The 15842-nt window shown below is 62.1% G+C and carries 19 protein-coding genes; all 19 read right to left on the bottom strand.

The annotated features are described in order from the left end of the window. Positions 1-25 precede the first annotated feature (25 nt). The 19 genes from ACM6JM_RS17680 to ACM6JM_RS17590 all read right to left on the bottom strand — a co-directional run bounded on the left by ACM6JM_RS17680 (position 26) and on the right by ACM6JM_RS17590 (position 15835). Complete coding sequence (locus ACM6JM_RS17680; protein ID WP_103386531.1) at positions 26-493, bottom strand: phage tail assembly chaperone; 468 nt, start codon at positions 491-493, stop codon at positions 26-28. Beyond that, entirely contained in the window at positions 493-1416 is a 924-nt protein-coding gene (locus ACM6JM_RS17675; RefSeq protein WP_414882268.1) for a hypothetical protein, read from the bottom strand. Before ACM6JM_RS17675 ends, ACM6JM_RS17680 begins: the two co-directional genes overlap by 1 nt. 82 nt (positions 1417-1498) lie before the next feature. Next, on the bottom strand, positions 1499-2083 hold the full coding sequence (locus ACM6JM_RS17670) for a tail fiber assembly protein (RefSeq protein WP_103386533.1): 585 nt from the start codon (positions 2081-2083) through the stop codon (positions 1499-1501). 7 nt (positions 2084-2090) lie between these two features. Further along, on the bottom strand, positions 2091-3128 hold the full coding sequence (locus ACM6JM_RS17665; protein ID WP_103386534.1) for a phage tail protein: 1038 nt from the start codon (positions 3126-3128) through the stop codon (positions 2091-2093). A 127-nt stretch (positions 3129-3255) separates the two neighbouring features. Next, positions 3256-3771, bottom strand: coding sequence for a phage tail protein (locus ACM6JM_RS17660; RefSeq protein ID WP_103386535.1), 516 nt, complete (start codon positions 3769-3771; stop codon positions 3256-3258). Further along, on the bottom strand, positions 3768-4919 hold the full coding sequence (locus ACM6JM_RS17655; protein WP_085612321.1) for a phage tail protein: 1152 nt from the start codon (positions 4917-4919) through the stop codon (positions 3768-3770). Before ACM6JM_RS17655 ends, ACM6JM_RS17660 begins: the two co-directional genes overlap by 4 nt. An 11-nt stretch (positions 4920-4930) precedes the next feature. Beyond that, positions 4931-5530, bottom strand: coding sequence for a YmfQ family protein (locus ACM6JM_RS17650; protein WP_011332730.1), 600 nt, complete (start codon positions 5528-5530; stop codon positions 4931-4933). Next, positions 5518-6561: a baseplate J/gp47 family protein gene (locus tag ACM6JM_RS17645; protein WP_414882267.1), complete on the bottom strand. Its 1044-nt coding sequence runs from the start codon at positions 6559-6561 to the stop codon at positions 5518-5520. Before ACM6JM_RS17645 ends, ACM6JM_RS17650 begins: the two co-directional genes overlap by 13 nt. Beyond that, a complete protein-coding gene (locus ACM6JM_RS17640; protein WP_007954906.1) occupies positions 6551-6949 on the bottom strand; it encodes a phage GP46 family protein in 399 nt (132 codons plus the stop codon). The genes ACM6JM_RS17645 and ACM6JM_RS17640 overlap by 11 nt, the downstream gene beginning before the upstream one ends. Beyond that, a complete protein-coding gene (locus tag ACM6JM_RS17635) occupies positions 6949-7458 on the bottom strand; it encodes a phage baseplate assembly protein V (protein ID WP_414882266.1) in 510 nt (169 codons plus the stop codon). The genes ACM6JM_RS17640 and ACM6JM_RS17635 overlap by 1 nt, the downstream gene beginning before the upstream one ends. Before the next feature lie 27 nt (positions 7459-7485). Beyond that, positions 7486-8529 (bottom strand): phage baseplate assembly protein, encoded by a 1044-nt coding sequence (locus ACM6JM_RS17630; protein WP_414882265.1) that lies wholly within the window; start codon positions 8527-8529, stop codon positions 7486-7488. Between the two features lie 3 nt (positions 8530-8532). Beyond that, positions 8533-9768: a DNA circularization protein gene (locus ACM6JM_RS17625; RefSeq protein ID WP_039771262.1), complete on the bottom strand. Its 1236-nt coding sequence runs from the start codon at positions 9766-9768 to the stop codon at positions 8533-8535. After that, positions 9755-11650, bottom strand: coding sequence for a phage tail protein (locus ACM6JM_RS17620; protein ID WP_414882264.1), 1896 nt, complete (start codon positions 11648-11650; stop codon positions 9755-9757). Before ACM6JM_RS17620 ends, ACM6JM_RS17625 begins: the two co-directional genes overlap by 14 nt. 130 nt (positions 11651-11780) lie before the next feature. Continuing rightward, positions 11781-12077: a phage tail assembly protein gene (locus ACM6JM_RS17615; RefSeq protein ID WP_003222226.1), complete on the bottom strand. Its 297-nt coding sequence runs from the start codon at positions 12075-12077 to the stop codon at positions 11781-11783. After that, on the bottom strand, positions 12074-12421 hold the full coding sequence (locus ACM6JM_RS17610) for a phage tail tube protein (RefSeq protein WP_007908779.1): 348 nt from the start codon (positions 12419-12421) through the stop codon (positions 12074-12076). The genes ACM6JM_RS17615 and ACM6JM_RS17610 overlap by 4 nt, the downstream gene beginning before the upstream one ends. Before the next feature lie 67 nt (positions 12422-12488). Continuing rightward, complete coding sequence (locus tag ACM6JM_RS17605) at positions 12489-13985, bottom strand: phage tail sheath subtilisin-like domain-containing protein (RefSeq protein ID WP_103386539.1); 1497 nt, start codon at positions 13983-13985, stop codon at positions 12489-12491. Then, positions 13985-14164 (bottom strand): DUF2635 domain-containing protein, encoded by a 180-nt coding sequence (locus tag ACM6JM_RS17600; protein ID WP_039771254.1) that lies wholly within the window; start codon positions 14162-14164, stop codon positions 13985-13987. Before ACM6JM_RS17600 ends, ACM6JM_RS17605 begins: the two co-directional genes overlap by 1 nt. After that, a complete protein-coding gene (locus ACM6JM_RS17595; protein ID WP_039771252.1) occupies positions 14161-14745 on the bottom strand; it encodes a hypothetical protein in 585 nt (194 codons plus the stop codon). Before ACM6JM_RS17595 ends, ACM6JM_RS17600 begins: the two co-directional genes overlap by 4 nt. Positions 14746-14806: 61 nt before the next feature. Beyond that, positions 14807-15835, bottom strand: coding sequence for a phage late control D family protein (locus ACM6JM_RS17590; RefSeq protein ID WP_414882263.1), 1029 nt, complete (start codon positions 15833-15835; stop codon positions 14807-14809). Positions 15836-15842 lie beyond the last annotated feature (7 nt).

Here is a 15842-nt window from a genome sequence, read left to right as displayed (position 1 = left end):
TGAATTCATGGGTTGTGTGAGGGCTTCAGCCAATGTCCGTGGCCAGCCATTGGGGCGCTGACGGCCGTAAAACGGAGGACGGAAATGCGCCGGCACCTGGCCAGTCGCGCAACGCCTGGCGGTATTCGAGCAACTCCAGATACTGCTGGGCCTTGAGCGTTGTTCCGCGTCCCAGTTCCTGCTCGTCGCGGTGGCGGGTGACTTGCCATTCGGTGGCTGCGAGCGCGGACTGGCGCCAGACTCGCTCTGCCGCCAGAGGCTCCTTGTCCTCGACCATTGGGGGTTGAGCGATGACAGGACTTTGCGGTTCCCGCAAAGGCTCGATAGCGCGAGCCGCCTCGGGCATCGGCGCGCCGATTTCGACGCTCACACCCTCGGGCACCTGCACCATCGCCGCGACGAAAGCAGGCGCAAACAGTTGCTCGATCGCATAGTCACCGGTGTCGATCACTTCGACCGCGACACCGTTTTCAATGCGTGCATAACGGGCCATTACTCGTACTCCCAGATTTCACAGAAGGCATTGCCGCCGGCGCCGCTCACGATTGACGCAGAAGCGTGAACCGAGCAGGAACCACTGCCGCCCGAACCTCGAACACCTGCATTGCCAACGGTGTTTGACCCACTGAAAGGGCCACCACCATCGAACGGACTCGGAGCTCCGCAACCCGACAGCACCCCCCAATTGGCGTTGCTCATTCCGAAACCTCCGGTGATACCGCGAGCACTGCAGAGATTGCCTCCAGCCAGTAATCCACCAACCCCGCCCTGAATGAATCCTGACGAAGTGCCCGTGACCACGATCCCCAGTTTCTGCCCGCCACCACCTCCCGAAACACTCATGTAGCTACCAAAGGAAGCGCCGCCGCCCGCAAGGCCCGTGGTGTTGCTGACGGCGCCCCCGGCGCCCAGCGAAACCGGTACGCCGGCGAGCATTTGCGCGGTGACGTCATACAGGCTTTCCGCATACGCGCCGGACCCGCCACCACCGCCGAGAATTTGAGTGCCTGTCGGAACAGGTTCGCATCCGCCCCCAGAACCTCCCGCCCCGACCAACCGCACGCGAATCCGTTTGGCCCTCGGGTTCGGCTTGTAAACTGTGATCCCGACCGTCTCGATCTGCCTGACCGCCAACAACCGCCCCACTGCATCGGTGATGCCGTAGCCCGCCAGCGTGGTCGGGGTGTTTTTCAGTTTGGTAAAGTCGACCAGAGCGCCAATGGCCGTTGCCAACTGATTGGTCTTGCTCTCGTCCGGCGTCAGTCCGGCGGCCTTGATGGCGTTGAGAATTTCTTGCGTGACGCTGTTGCCCCAGGCGGCGGGGATCAATGATCCGGGCGTGCCGGCAACCGGGTTTTCATCGACAAAACCGCCGTTGACCAGGCCGACGCCGGGGATGCTTTTGGGATAGTCCACGTCAACACTTCCGATGTTTTACAGGCAGCAGAATGCCGGCAGCACTTGGCCGCCTGTAAGGTTGATAAGGGATTGGATTCAGTTATGCAGCGGGCGAGATAACAAATCTTGCAGGCGCGACGGGCCAGTCGATGGTCGATGGATAACCCGGTTGCAGCTCAATCTGCGCCAACGTGACGGTGTAGCGTTTCAAGGCTTGCAGAGTGGTCAATTGGTCGCTGGTCGCCTCGCCCAACTCATAAGCGTATTGCAGAGGTGCAACACGAATGACCACGTCGCGCAGGCGCTTGTCACGTTCGACGTCGGCCTCGTAAACCAGGCCCTCGCGCTCGGCTGCGGCATCGTGCACCCAGTCATCGGTGCCCCAGACGTAATACTCGCCAGGTCGCGGTATGGCCGTCAGGTACTCGGGCAGCGGACCGAGTTCGTTCCAGTAGAGAGGAATGCCACTGTCTTTGCGATAAACCAGGCGATTGCGCAAATCGATCAATTGCAATGCTGCGCCATCACGCCAGACCCAGACATGGCCGGGCTCGGCGGCAGGCAATAATTGCGGCAATTCAAATGCATTGCCCGGTAACTGGACACCCATACCCGGCACAATCGGCAATTCGACAGGGCCGAAAATTTCTCGGGTCGTTTCGTCAAACACGTAGTAGTAAGTCATGAACACCTCATATCAATTTGATGCGGCCCGGATAGGCCATGTTTCGCGGGCGAGTTTCGGAGCCGCCCGTGTTTTCGGTAAACCCCAGACTGATGTTGGCCTGATTGAACAAGGCATCAGGCGCCGCGTTCTGTGCCGACACCAGCGGGACACCGAGCATGTCGCTTTTGAGTTCGTGCCGATGAGAGCGGAACAGGTCGACCTGCCAACTGCCAGTCGAGCGGCCGGCATCAATCCCGCGTCCCTCATCACACACCCTGATGAATTCACCTCGACCTTCCGGCCCGCGAAAGGTCAACGTGCCGTCTCCACTGGTCCAGCCGCCCTCAGCCCCAACCCTCGCAGCCTCGGTGGTCAGTGCGCCGGATTGCTGGGCGTGATCCCACAGCCACGGCCAGTCGCTGCGACTGAATACCGCTCCGTTAAGTGGACCGTATCCTCCGGGGTTGAGCAGTGCGGTTGTCTCGAAGACAGTCCGGCCCAAAGGCGTACCGTCGAATCGTCCGATCGGCCACCAACTGCCTGCGCCGTCACTTCGCAAATGCCACCAGTCACCCGAGCCCATCAGCAAAAAAAAGGGATAGCCGGCAGCCGCTAGGTGGGTGTGAAATCTGATTGTGTCGGTGCCTGAAGCACGCACTGCCAATCGCGACGTCGAGTTGTCGACCCGGCGCACGATGACGTCTCGAACCCCCAATGTGAGGTTCGCCGGCGGCAGGCTGATGGTGGTCGCACCGCTGCTCGCGTTGACCAGCAGCAGTCCGAGCTCATTTGCCGCCAGCGCTTTGGAGGCCGATACGCTGGTGACAGATGTTGCCATCGGGCTGGCCAATGCCAACAGCGATTGCAAGGCTTTGAGTAATTGCTGGTTGTCACCTTCAGCAGGAGTCAGTCCCGCTCCAGTGACAACGTTGAGGATTTCCTCTGTGACCGCATTGCCCCACACCGCCGGAATCAACGACCCGGGCGTTCCCGCCACCGGGTTTTCATCGACGAAGCGGCCATCGACCAGGCCGACGCTGGGGACACTTTTTGGGTAATCCATGGGTGCTCGTTCCTCTGTAATGACAAATGAAACGTGGCCGCGCGCAAGCTTTCGCCGCGACGCAGACGTCTCTGTTCCTGAAAATAAAAAGCCCACAATGAAGTGGGCTTGGGTGATGCGATTGCGGTTACGAGGCCGGGTTGGCGGTCAGTTCACGAATGGCCTGCAGCGCCTCATCGGCGGCAGCTCGGGCCTGATCCATCTGACCTTTGCCTGCGCAAGCACGAATCTGGGTCTTGGCCTTCAGGCGCAAGGTGCGCAGGGTCAGCAGGCTGTCGCTGAGCTGGGCGGCCTTGTCCAGAATCTGCTCGGCCGACTGCTTCGCCGAACGGCCCTTGGCAACCCACGCGGCGACGGACAGCGGTACTTCCTTTTTCGGGTAGCCGGCGTCCTGGAAGGCCTGAGCGTCAATGGCAGCCTGGGCGTATTCCAGGGCTTTGAGCGGATCGCCGGCCAAAGTCGTGCGCGCACTGTCGGCGACGGCATCGACCCCGGCGCACAGGCGTTCGGTTTCCTGCTGCTCCAGTAACGCGGCTTTGTCAGCGCTGGCAAGCCATTGCTCACCGTCCCAGTCATGGGCGGCAGAAGGTGGTACCGGACGCAAGCCGTCTTCGAATTGATGCAGTTCCTGAATGATGTTCATCGGATCAACTCCCAAGACAAATGCACATTCACGGCCGCCGTGAAATTGACTGCTATGCCGTTCGAATAATCGGTTTGAGAAAAACTTTTGATCCCCATCCCGAATAGCAATTCGTCACTGGCGGCATTCCCTGCGTTCCAGGTGTGCTCGGCTTGGTACACCTGCCACAGCGAACGCAGTTCCGAGTGATCGAAACCGGCCGTCAACGTTGAAAGCGTGGTGTCGTTGACGACGTTACTGGTGAAGATTCCCACCGATGCGCCTGCCGTTCCCCAACCGTCCCAATTATTGGACGTACTGATAGTCGGATTGAGGAAACAGTAATTCCCTCCCAGCCAGCCGCCCGGTGCAAACGACACATCAGTGATAGCCGTCGGGTGTGGGGTCGGATTCCCGACCACCAGACGCGCTGTTCGCGCATGAGGGTCAAGCGGCAGATAGACCACGCCATTGCCATTGACCACTTGAGTCCAGGACAACCGGTTACGGTTGTAGATCTGCCGGACAATCGGCACAGATCCTGGACCCGCCGTGACTACCCACGCGAGACAGATATCCAGCGGTGTCGACTGGAACCCACCCCCCGCCGCACCATTGACCGTCCCCTTCAAGCCATCAGGGCTGGCGTCATAAATCGTCCCGCGCTGCATGTAAAACGTCAGCGCACCACCCACCACCTGCGCTCGCAGAAAGTAACCCGAACTCGGCAACAGATCGGCGCTGCTCCAGGCCTGAGTGGTGAACGTTCGCGAGCGTCCCAACTGCCCCGCCACCACTTCCTGACCGATGCTGACGTAAACACCCGCCGGCACCGACACTCGCCCGCCACTGGTCGATGCGGCCGCTGGCGTAATCGGCATCCGTGCATCCGTCGTGGCAACTGTTGGCAACGGCAACGCTGCCAAAGGCAACGCCAGATCCTGATTCCAGCCCTTGGCCGAAACGCTCTGAATCGCCTGCAACAACTGATCGTATTTCTTCTCGTCCGGGGTCAGATCCCCAGCCTTGATCACATTGATGATTTCTTGCGTAACGCCGTTGCCCCAGTCAGCGGGGATCAGCGACCCCGGCGTCCCGGTCAACGGGTTTTCATCGATAAATTTCCCGTTCACCAGACCGGCGCTGGGGACACTCTTCGGATAATCCATTGCGCTATTCCCTAGTCATAGTTGATGTGCACCTTGGTATGCGCCGGTGCCGCCCGATGAATCAGGCACTCCAGCGCCGAGCCCGGATTCACGCCGAAGCGTTCGCCCCAGTAACTCGCGCCATAACGCCGGCCGAGCAGCAAGCGGCCGCCAGTGTTGAGCGTCCACATGAACTGCGCTTCCCAGGTGCCCCAATGCGCTGCGCCGAAACGCGAACGGCCCATGCGCGGGGCTTCGAGTTCGGTGATGGTGGCGTTGGGGTAACCCTGGCTTTTGGCGATTTCCAGGTAGTAGCCGACGGCCTGGCTGCCGACCGCCAGCAAGCGGCGGCGCACGGCGAGGCGACGGTCGTCGAACAGCGGCGTGGCGCCGAGGCACGGGTCGGGCAGGTTCATCACCTGTTCCCAGTCCGGTACCAGTTCGCTGACGCCGGCCGGGTCCATCTCGTTGAGCAGGTCGGCGGCGCGGGCGTCGAGGCGCGCCAGTTCGACGGCGACGCCTTGCAGCACTTCCTCAAGCTCCGGCACGCGCTCCGGATCCCACGCCGGACCGCTCGGCAGCAAGGCGCGCAGTTGCGCCTGGTATTGCGCGGCGGTTCTTATGGCAGCCATACGCAACCCCCGAAGGTGAGCAGTTCGCTGTCACCCGCGACCACGTTCGCCACCGGCGCCGACAGCACGTGATCGGTTTCACCCGCCGCGCTGCTGATCGCTTCGCGGATGTGGCTGATCAACAGATCCTCGCCCAGGTCGGCTTCGCGGTTATGCAGATCGCGCAGTTGGGTTTCGACGGCGGCGCGCACGGCGGTGGTGTCGGGGGTCAGCTTCAGTTGATAGGTCACCGGCTTCTGCACCGGCGGACGTACATGCACTTCGGCGGTCACCGGGCGCAACGGCTCAATGTAGGCCTGCACTTCGGCCAGTTGATCGGCATTCGGCACCGGTTGCGGATCGTCGTCGCGCATGATGTACACGCCGACGGTGCCCGGCCCGAGGAAGCCGCCTCGGCACCAGGCACGAGTCACGCCCGGCACTTCCAGCGCCCAGGTCTCGTAGTCGCTGGCCGAACCGCCGTGGGGGATCACGCGATAGGAACGAATGACCCGCGAGCGCAACGACTCCAGGCTTTCCCGCGCCACGCCGCCGTTCAGTCCCGGCGCCAGCACCACAAAACTGTTGCCGACTACGCCGGTGATCGGCTGCACCGGCGTCAGCGCCAGCCCGGCCTCGGCATTGCCCAGGCTGCCGGCCTCCAGCGCGGCGATGCTGGTGCTGTTGACGCCATTGACGGTGGTGCGGGTGGCGGTGACTTTGAAGGTGCGACCGTCACTCGACTGCAGCAACGTATCGGCGTCCAGCACCGCACCCGCCGTGGCGCTGAAGCTGACTGTGCCGGTGGCGACCTGCGCCGGTTTGCGCGGCTGGTTCAGGCGCAGTGCGGCGATGCGTTCCAGGGTCGATTCATCGGCGGTGTCGGGCAGGATCTGCTCGGCAATCCAGTCGAGGTAGCCGTACAGACCATAAGCGGCGCCGCCGAGTGTGCGGGCCAGGACTTGCGCATCGGACTGGCGCAGCGAATCGCCGGCCAGGTCGCTTTGGGTGCGCTTGATCAGCACCGGCAGCGAAGGGGTTTCAAACGGCATAGATCACCTGCCAACTGTTATCGGGGTTGATGTCCAGGCGCTCGCCGTCGGCCAGGGTCAGGACCGTGCGCAGGTTCAGGCGCTGGGCGTCGAGGCGTTCGCTGATGATGTCGATGGCGCTGCAATGGCCGTCGTCGATCAGCCATTGCAAGGCTTCGCGGGCATAGAACTCGGCGTCCATCTGGGTCTGGCGGGTCAGCTTGACCCGGCGCAACAGCCACAGCCGTGAGCCGATGCGATCGTCAGCCACGGTGGGAAAGGTGTCGCCCCACCAGCCGAAACGCTCCTCGTCGTCGAGGGCATCGTCGTCGGCGGCACGGCGCCAGGTGAACAGGCTGATCAGCACCGCACGGGTCAGCGCGGCGTGGAGGTTCTGACTGAAAAGCATCACTGACCTCCCGCCGGCGCGCCGGTCTGGCCATTGCCGGCCTGCACGCCAACGTGCACGTGTTTGATCTGGCTGATGCCGCCGGCCACCTGATCGCCGGTGGAGACGATCTTGCCGGTCTGGTTGATTACCGGCGTGTCGAAGTTCACCGCGGTGCTGGCGCGGATGTTGAGCGTGGCGGTTTCGATGTCGATGATCCGCCCCCGCTTGAAGTGAATTTTGTCGCCCTCGTCGGTGTAGATCGCCACCTCGCCGGCCGCCAGCGATTGCAGGCGGTAACGGCGGTCGGCGACCACCAGGGCGATGGCGTGGGAACGGTCGCCGCCGAGAAACGTGACGACGCCTTCGGCACCGGCCAGCGGGTGGCTGGTGAAGCCGTAGGGTTCGAAGTGCTCCATGTCGTCGTTCACTTCACCGGCGGTGAGGCGCATTTGCAGCGATTGCAGCTTGGATGCCGAATTGGCGAGCACGACAGTGCCGCGCGCCAGCAGGCGTGTCAGTAGGCTCATAGGGTTTCCTTGGAGGGAGGTGCCGGCTCAGGCTTTTTTCGGTGGGGTCGGATTGGCGTCGAAGGTATGCGGCGGCGCCACTTGCAGCGTGGTCACCGCGCCTTGTGCCGACAGCGAATACGTCACCTTGGAGATCAGCATGTCGCCATCGAAACCGAGTACCGGATCCTTGACCTTCACCAGCGTGTTGTGGCGCCACAGATCGCCGTTGGACTGGCGCCAGCCCTGCACCTGATACGTGGTGGTCAGCGCCCGGCCCATGCGCGTGGCGCTTTCCCACTGGGCCCGCTGCTGGGCCAGTTCGAACGTCAGTTGCGAGCCTTCGTTGATGATCGTGGTGCGCCGACGCTTGAAGCTCAGGTCGGTGGCGCTGGATTCAACCTCGCTGACCGCCGCCCCGCTCTTCTTGTCGTTGCCCTTTTGCTGGCCGATCACCTTGTATTCGGAGAACACCTGGCTGTGATCCATCGGCGCATTGGCCGAGAGAATGTTCTTGCCCAGCTCCAGCGCATCGCTCGCGCGGCCGCCGCTGCCCGGTTTGGCCAGCACCAGCCGACCTTCGGCGTCATCGGTGGAAAACACCCGGTACAGCGAGAGCAGACGGTCGATCGACTGAAACACGGTTTCACCCGGGACGATGGTGTGTTTGCTCAGGCGCGCGGTCTCGGGAATTTCGTTGACCACAAACTGCGAGTATTCCCCGGCCAGGGCCTGGACGATGTTCAACAGCGGCTGTTCCTGCCATTGGCCGGGGATGTTTCGCGCCGCACAATCGACCAGATCCTGGGTCTTGGAACTGCCTTCGATGCTCAGGCTGATCTGCCGCCCGTCATAGCTGATCGGGGCCTTGAACACATAACCGGTGAGCACCAGATCCTGGCCGATCCGCACTTCGCACGGGTCGCCGGCCTTGATCCGCTGATCCACGGTCTGCCCCGGCCATTGCCAGGTGATGTCGAGTTTGAAGGTGCGGAACTGGCGCTCCAGGTCCGCGGTGATCTGCACGCTTTTCCAGCCGCCGTATTCCATGTTGTTGACGGTCAGCGTGACGCGGTTGTCCATCTCACTCATGGCTCACTCCCTGGAAACTTTGACTTCGTTGGGTGGGAAGCTCGGATGAGACAGACCGTTGCGCTGAATGACCTCGGTCACACGGGTGGCGTCGCCAAACTGTTTGTAGGCCACGACCACTGCCGGAAAGGTTTCCTGAAAGGTTTTGCTGACCAGTCGCACACCGGATGAAGCCACGGCCTTGAGGTGCGCGATCAGCGCTTCCTTCACATCGGCGATGGCCTGGTAGTGCGCGGGGTCGGCCTTGTCCTGGGCCTTTTGCAGCGCTTCGTTCAACTCTTTTTGCAGCGTTTGCAGATCGTCGGTGACCGGCACTTCCTGACGCGTGACCGGCTGCTTCGATTGCTGGTCCAGCGAAGGTGTCGAGGTCAGTTTCACCGGCGTCGACGCCACCGGCATCGAGGCCACCCATTGCGCCACTTTGACGATCAGGGTGTCCTGCACCAGGTTGGCCATCGCCTGCGCGGCGGCGTTGGTGTCCTTGCCGGTGGTGATTTTCGGCGCGTCGGCCTTGCGGATGGCTTCGATCTGTTGGGACACGTCGGCAATCACGCCACGGTAGCCCTCCTTCGCGAATGCTTTCAGCTCCTTGATATCGCCGAGCAACCCCTTGAACTCCGCCGCCACTTCTTTGGGCAATTCCTTCACCGCCCTGACCAGCTCGGTGATCTGCTTGTACTGCGCGATCAGCGGCTTCAACTGCTCCTTGATCACGTCGTACACGCCGGTGAGGCTGTTGCGCAGATTGGCGATGCCGATCCGCGCCGCCTTGATCAGGGTCATCGCCTGTTCGAAGCGCGCCACCGCCGAGCCGAGTAAACCTTCGGCCTTGATCAGCAGGACTTTTTGCGTGCTGACCGTCGCCGTCGGAAACGGCAGCGGTCGGTCCGGGTAGAACTTCAGACTGAACGTCACCATCCCGCCGTCCTGGCGGGTATGGGTCATGTCGCACTCGCCGACCTTGACCTGCAAGCGCCCCAGCCACGGATGCACCAGTTCGCCGCTGCCCTGTTCCAGGGCCTGGAGCAGCTTGTCGCGCTGCTCCAGGCAATCGGCACCGATGATGAACGCCGTCAGGTCGTGGGTCTTGGCCTGCTGGCCGAGGTCCTCGAAAAACGGCAGGTCGCGTTGCGGGTATTCGTGCAACTGCCCCTTGCGACCGACCGGGGTTTTCGCCTGGTCGATCCAGAAGCCGACACCGCGAAAGGATGCCGGCAACAAACGGTCACGCCAGTTCATTGGAACCTCCCATGGACAGCGAGCGATAGCCGATGCGCGAATTGAGCGCCAGCCCCGGTTGATTGGTTTGCGGTTGATCGGTGCGCAGCCCCGCCGGTGCGTTTTCGAAGCGCACCGTCAGGCCGCCTTCGAGTTGCGTACGGTTGTTGGCGGCGCTTTGCTGGATCAGTGCGCTGGAAGATTGCGGCAACGAGCCGCCCTGCAACGCACTGCCGCCCTCGGGTTTCGAGCTGGCACCGAAAAATGCCGGCGCCAGTTCACCCTTGCCTTCGGCATTGGTCTGGCGTTGCGCTTCGGTCAGGGTTTCGACCTTGCCGGTGACCTTGGCGATCAGCCCGGCGAAGCCACCGTCGAACAGTTCCTTGATCGGTGCGATGACGGTTTGCAGCTTTTGCCACAGCTCGCCGAACCACCCGACAATCGGCCCCCAGCTCTCAATGAGCTGATCCAGGGGTTTCCATTCAAACAGGCCGTGCAAAAAATCCACGACCGGCGCGGACAGCGCCAGCACAACACCCCACAGCGCCGAGAAAACCTCACCGATGGGCTGCCAGTACTGCGCAATCTGCTCCAGCGGCGACCACTCGAACAGACCGGTGAAAAAGCCTTTGACCTGTTGCACTGACGTTTGCAGTGCCGTCCAGATCGGTTCGAAGAATCCGACAACACCACCCCAGGCGCTGGTGATCATTTCCATCGGGAAAAAATCGAACAGTGCCCGCAACGTATCCCGGGTGCTTTGCACGGCCGATTGCAGCGTCGTCCACACCGGCTGGAAGTACGCAACAACACCGCCCCAAGCGCTGGTGATCATCTGCATCGGCGAGAAGTCGAACAACGACACCAGGAATTCTTTGGCCGGTTGCGCGGCTTTTCGCAGGCTGCTGAACATCGGTTCGAAGAACCGGACCACACCACCCCATGCACTGTCGATCATCTGCATTGGCGAGAAGTCAAACAGGTTTCTGAGGAACGCCATCACCGGCACACTCAAGGCCTTGAGCAGTTCCCAGATCGCCGAAAACAGTCCCGTCAGCGGTCCCCAGTTTTCCAGGATCATGCCGGCGGGCGACCACGAGAAAACCGACTTGAAGAAGTCGATCACCGGCGCGGTCACGACCTTGACCTTGTCCCAGATTCCCGAGAAGAACCCCGTGACCGGTTCCCACAGCGCCGCCAGTGCCTGCAGCGGCCGCCAGTCGAGTACCGAGCGCAACGTCGCCATTGCACTGGCTCCGGCGTTTTTCACGCCCTCCCACAATCCGGTGAAGAACGCGGAAATTGGTGTCCAGTTGGCCACGATCAAACCGGCCGCCAGCGCAACGCCCATGGCGATCAGCATGATCGGGTTGGTCTTGAGCACCATGCTCATGACGTCCATCACCTGGGTCATGCCGGTGACGGCGGTTTGCATGGTGGAAAACGCAATTGCCCCCGCCGCCAGCCCTTCGACCAGTTTCGGGTTGTCGGCCAGCAGGCTGCCGACCTGGGTCAGCATCGGCTCCAGCCCGACGACCAATGCGCCCACCGCCGGCACCAGTGCGGCGTCCACCGCAGCGGATACCTTCTCCATGGATGCGCTGAACACGTTCATGTTCTGCGCGGCGGCTTTGGGCGTGTCCGGCAGGTCGACGGTTTTCGCCGTCTCGCTGACCTCGGCAAGCTTGCCCTGAAACGCCGCAGCCGATTTGATGCCGTCCACGAACGGCGTAATCACGCTGCCGCCCTTGAACAGACCGCTGATGTCCAGTTTGCCGAGGCCGGTCTGTTCGAGGTTTTTCTTGAAGTCATCGACCTTCACTCGCAGGGCGCCGAGTTTGGGTGACAGTTCGTCGATGCCCGTAAGCAGCACCGACGCTTTAGCTTTGGTTTCTTCTGCCATCACTGCACCTGCTGCATCGCATTGATCCGTTGCGCGTGCTCCAGCGATTCGCGAAGCACATCCAGTGGCCTGGCCATCATCTGTTCGGGGTCAACCTTCCAGAACCAGGCCAGGTCATAGGCGACCGAAATCAGGTCGGTGATGGCTCCGACGCCGCACTCATGAAAAAACTCGCAACGGCCCAGCTCAGCGCGTTGAGGTCAGCCAGATCCAGCTGGTTGACCGACGACGGCGGAATGCCGGCGCACACGGCGATGTATTTGGCCGCCACGTCCATGTCGAGGCTGACCTCTTCGCTCTTGTCGATCTTGTACGGCAGCGCCTTGATCGCTCGCACTTCCTGCACCGTCGGACGGCGCAGGACGAGTTCGGTCAGGGGCTCGCCGTGAGCTTCGATCGCAACCTGAAGCTTCACGGCGCCGCTCATTGCCAGGTCCCCTTGATGCCTTCGAATTTCAGTTCGATGGTGGCGTCATCGCCTTTGGAGACGGGCTCTTCGACCAGGTAGGCACCGGCCAGTACGTAGACTTTGCCGTTGCTGAATTCGCAGGTGACGGTGATGTCGGTGCCTTCGATCAGCTTCTTCAGCGGGAAGTCGGCGGTGTGCAGCGCGGTCACCTTGAACGATGGCGCGATGTCGGTTTCCTTATAGAAGCCCGGCACGACGGTTTCGCGTTTGACGGCCATCAGCGGGGCTTCGCAGCCGCCATTGATAGTCAGTTGTGCACCGTCGACTTTGACGTAGCAGGTGCCTGCAATCAGTTGACCCATGGTGTTACTCCCTTCAAATAAAAAGCCCACGCAAGGTGGGCTGAAATCACAGTGTCAGACGAGCCGATCAGGCGACGTCGTCGTACTGCAGGCGGAACTGGTTGAGCAGTGCGAACACGCGCAGACCGTTGATGTAATCCGGCGGGAACAGCACGTTCACGCGGCTCGGGTCCTGCACGTCGCGCTCGACGATCAGGTGCTCGGCGAACAGCTCGGCGTTTTCCACGTGGCCTTCGAGTTCGAGCTTGGCGTACTGGGCGATCAGCTCACCGCGAATGGTCGCCGGGGTGACGATCGGCTGGCCGGCGCCAAAACGGGTGCCGTCGGAAGCCAGTTTGTGGCGACCGTACTTGCTGGTGATCACGCTTTGCAGACGACGCACGATGAACGCCGACTGGTGCATGGTTTCGCTGTCCAGGTACGAGTTGTCAGCCTGGCCGTAGGCGTTTTTCTGGTAGGTGGTAATCGAGCGCTGGATGCGCACGTAGCCGCCTTCGTAGTACGCGGTGGCGATGCCGTAGTTGAGCAGCGACTGACGTTCGGTCAGGGTGAAGCGCTCGCTCGCCGGGGCCGGATCGACGCCCGGCAGACTGCCGCTCTGGGTCGGACGGCTGGCGTCGGCGGAGATGAACACCGCCGTGCGCGCGGCCAGTGCTGCAGCTTGTACCCACACCGGTTGCGGAACGCCCGGTTCCAGCGCCTGAATGGTCATGTGCTGGTCGTTGCGTGCCTGACCGGCTGCCACCAGCGTGCCGACGGTGCCGCGCTTGGCGCTGTAAACGTGACCGAACAGTTGTTTGGCCCACGACCAGCGACCGGTGCTGTCGTCCATGACCGCTTGCCAGGTGTTGAGGGTGGCCAGGTCGGACCATGGCAGTGTGATGAACTCGAACGGCTCATCACCCAGTGCAGCAACCGCTTCAACCTGGTCAGGCACACCGACGCCGCCGGTCATGGCGGTGATTGCGGTGGTCAGGCCGGCCGGGGTTTCTTCACCGTTGCTCTTGCCCAGGCGATTGAATTGCAGGCTGATGTCGTTGCCGCTCTCGCCGGTCCATTTGGCGTTCAGAGTGACGACGCCTTCGGCCGCTGCTGCGCTCACCGGCAGATCGGCGGTGGCGTTGATTTTCTGTGCCAGGGCAGTCGCCGCTTGTGCCGCAGTGGCACCGTTGACCACAGTGGCCTGAACGCGGACGCCGCCGACATACAGGTTGAGCACGCCGGCCTGAGTCGCGGTGCCGGTCAGGGTCAGCACGCCTTTGGCGATGGCGCCGGTGGCGTTGTGCAGCGGCAGGCACCAGATCTCACCGATCGGGTCGGCCTTGCGGAAGGTCTCGTACATCGAGGCGAGCATCGAGCCCTGGCCGCCAATGCTCTTGGCCAGCGCCACGCTGGAGACCAGCACCAGTTTGCCGACTTCGCTCGGAGCGATGTTGTCGTTGACCTGCGCCACGATCAGGCGACGCATGGACGAGGACGCGCTATTGGCGGCCGAGTTGTCCATTTCGGCATAGAACAGCGGTACACGAATGTCCGCAGGGATGTTACTGAATCCGATCGCCATTATTTGGCTCCCTTTTGTTTGGCTGTTGCGGTTTTGAGGGTGATATCGCCGTCGGCCAGACGCCGGCGCCACCAGGCGCTGTCCAGCACTTCACGGCCTTCCAGTGGCAGCAGGTCGCCGGCTTCCGGGTCCGGCACGGCACGGCCAGGGGCCGGCACTACGGTGATGCGGTTGCTCATGGGGTTACGTCTCCAGAGAAAGTCATTTCCACGCGCCCGTCAGGGCCCGGGCGTTTCAGGTTGGGGTCGGCCGGGTCGATCGCATCGACCCGCACGGTGGCCCCGGTAAAGGACGACAAACCGTCCAGTTCGCGTTCGTGCCAACTCTCCGCAGGCTGACTTGGCAGATTGCGGCCCAGCTGGAACTCGGCAAAAAAGCGCAGCCGGTAGAACGCGCGGCTGCTGTTGATCGAGACCGTTTCGCCGCCGTCATAAACGATGGCGCTGTAGTTGGAATCGGGTTTGAAACCCACCAGTGCACGCCACAGTTCGGCGCGCAGGTCGTGCAACAGATCCAGCGCTTTTGTGGCGTCCGTGGCATCGAGTGCCAGGATGATTTCGAAGCGGTCGCGGATCGGTTGGCTGAGGGAGTTCTGTGAAGAGCTGGCGCTGGCTACGTCCGACAGCGGTAAAACATGGGCCGAGGGCATCGGCAGATTCGGGTCGTCTTGCAGCAGCGCCAGGTCGACACCTGTCGCGATATGGCCGGCAAGGCTTGGGCATTGCGCACGCAGCTGCGTGAGGATCGGAGAGATCTTCATGGGGAGCGTTCCAGGATGTGGGAGTGGCCACAGTGATGCGTGTGGCGGTGAGATCGGAGGATCAGTCCTTGGCTTTTGCCTCGGGATCCCGGCCGGTCGCTTCGATCAGGCAGCGATAGCTTTCCTCGCGCTTGCCGCTGGCCGTGACCTTTTCAATCGACCAGCGACCGCGCATGAAGTCCGGCCAGGTATCGTCGAGTACCAGCAGACCTTCGGCTGCCAGCAGTGGATCGCCCGGGCAGGTGACCTTCAGCTTGTATTTCTCGCGCAGCATCTTGCGCACTTCGGCCTCGCCGATGGCTTTGGCTTCTTCTTCGCTGGCCAGTTTCTGGCGAATGACCTTGTAGGGTTCGGAACCGGTGATCACCTCCCGCAGCTTGCCGAGAGCACCGTCCCAGAATGAGGTTTTGCAACCCTGATTCTGGGTGCGGGCGGTTTCTTCCAGCGTGGCGCTGATGAAGGCGTGATCGCCCGGCCGATTGTTTTGGGTCACCGACAGCCTGACGTCCGGTATCACCTGGCCCGACAGGTTTTTGAGCTGCGCCGGTTTCGCCAGTACATAGAGGTCGTTGAACGGTTTGGCCACCGCGTCGTACTTTTTCGCCAGGCGTGTGATGAAGCCCATGTCGGTTTCGTTCGACTGGTCGACATGAGCGATCCTGATCAGCGCCAGTTCGGGATCCACGCGCGGCGAGAATCCGTGTCTCGAGACCAGCTCGCGAAACAGTCCGCCAAGGGTTATAGGGCCATGACTGGCCGTGCGCCGTTCCTTGAATCCGGTGTCGTCCTTGCCGCTGAAAGGCGCGGCGGTCGCGACAAGCGTCAGGCGCAGTGGGAACAGCGTCGGCGTCAGTCGGGTCACCTTGAACTGGCCCTTTTCGACCAGTCCGGTCTCCAGATAGCCCACCCGCAGGCCGATGGTTCCGCCCAGGGTCGGCAAGCCTTCAAGGCCTTCCAGATCGAGCACCAGCGTCAGTTGATCGGACTCCATCCCGGCGGCATCGATGTGTTCCCAACTGATCAGGCGCTGGTTCAGCAGGTCCTTGTTGGCGCCGTAGATTTCAATCGCCGGCGTAAATCCCTGTGCCATGCAGCCT

It is taken from the genome of Pseudomonas sp. IT-P2 (assembly GCF_949767575.1).
Taxonomy (GTDB): domain Bacteria; phylum Pseudomonadota; class Gammaproteobacteria; order Pseudomonadales; family Pseudomonadaceae; genus Aquipseudomonas; species Aquipseudomonas pharyngis.
This window is presented reverse-complemented; position numbering and strand designations above follow the sequence as displayed.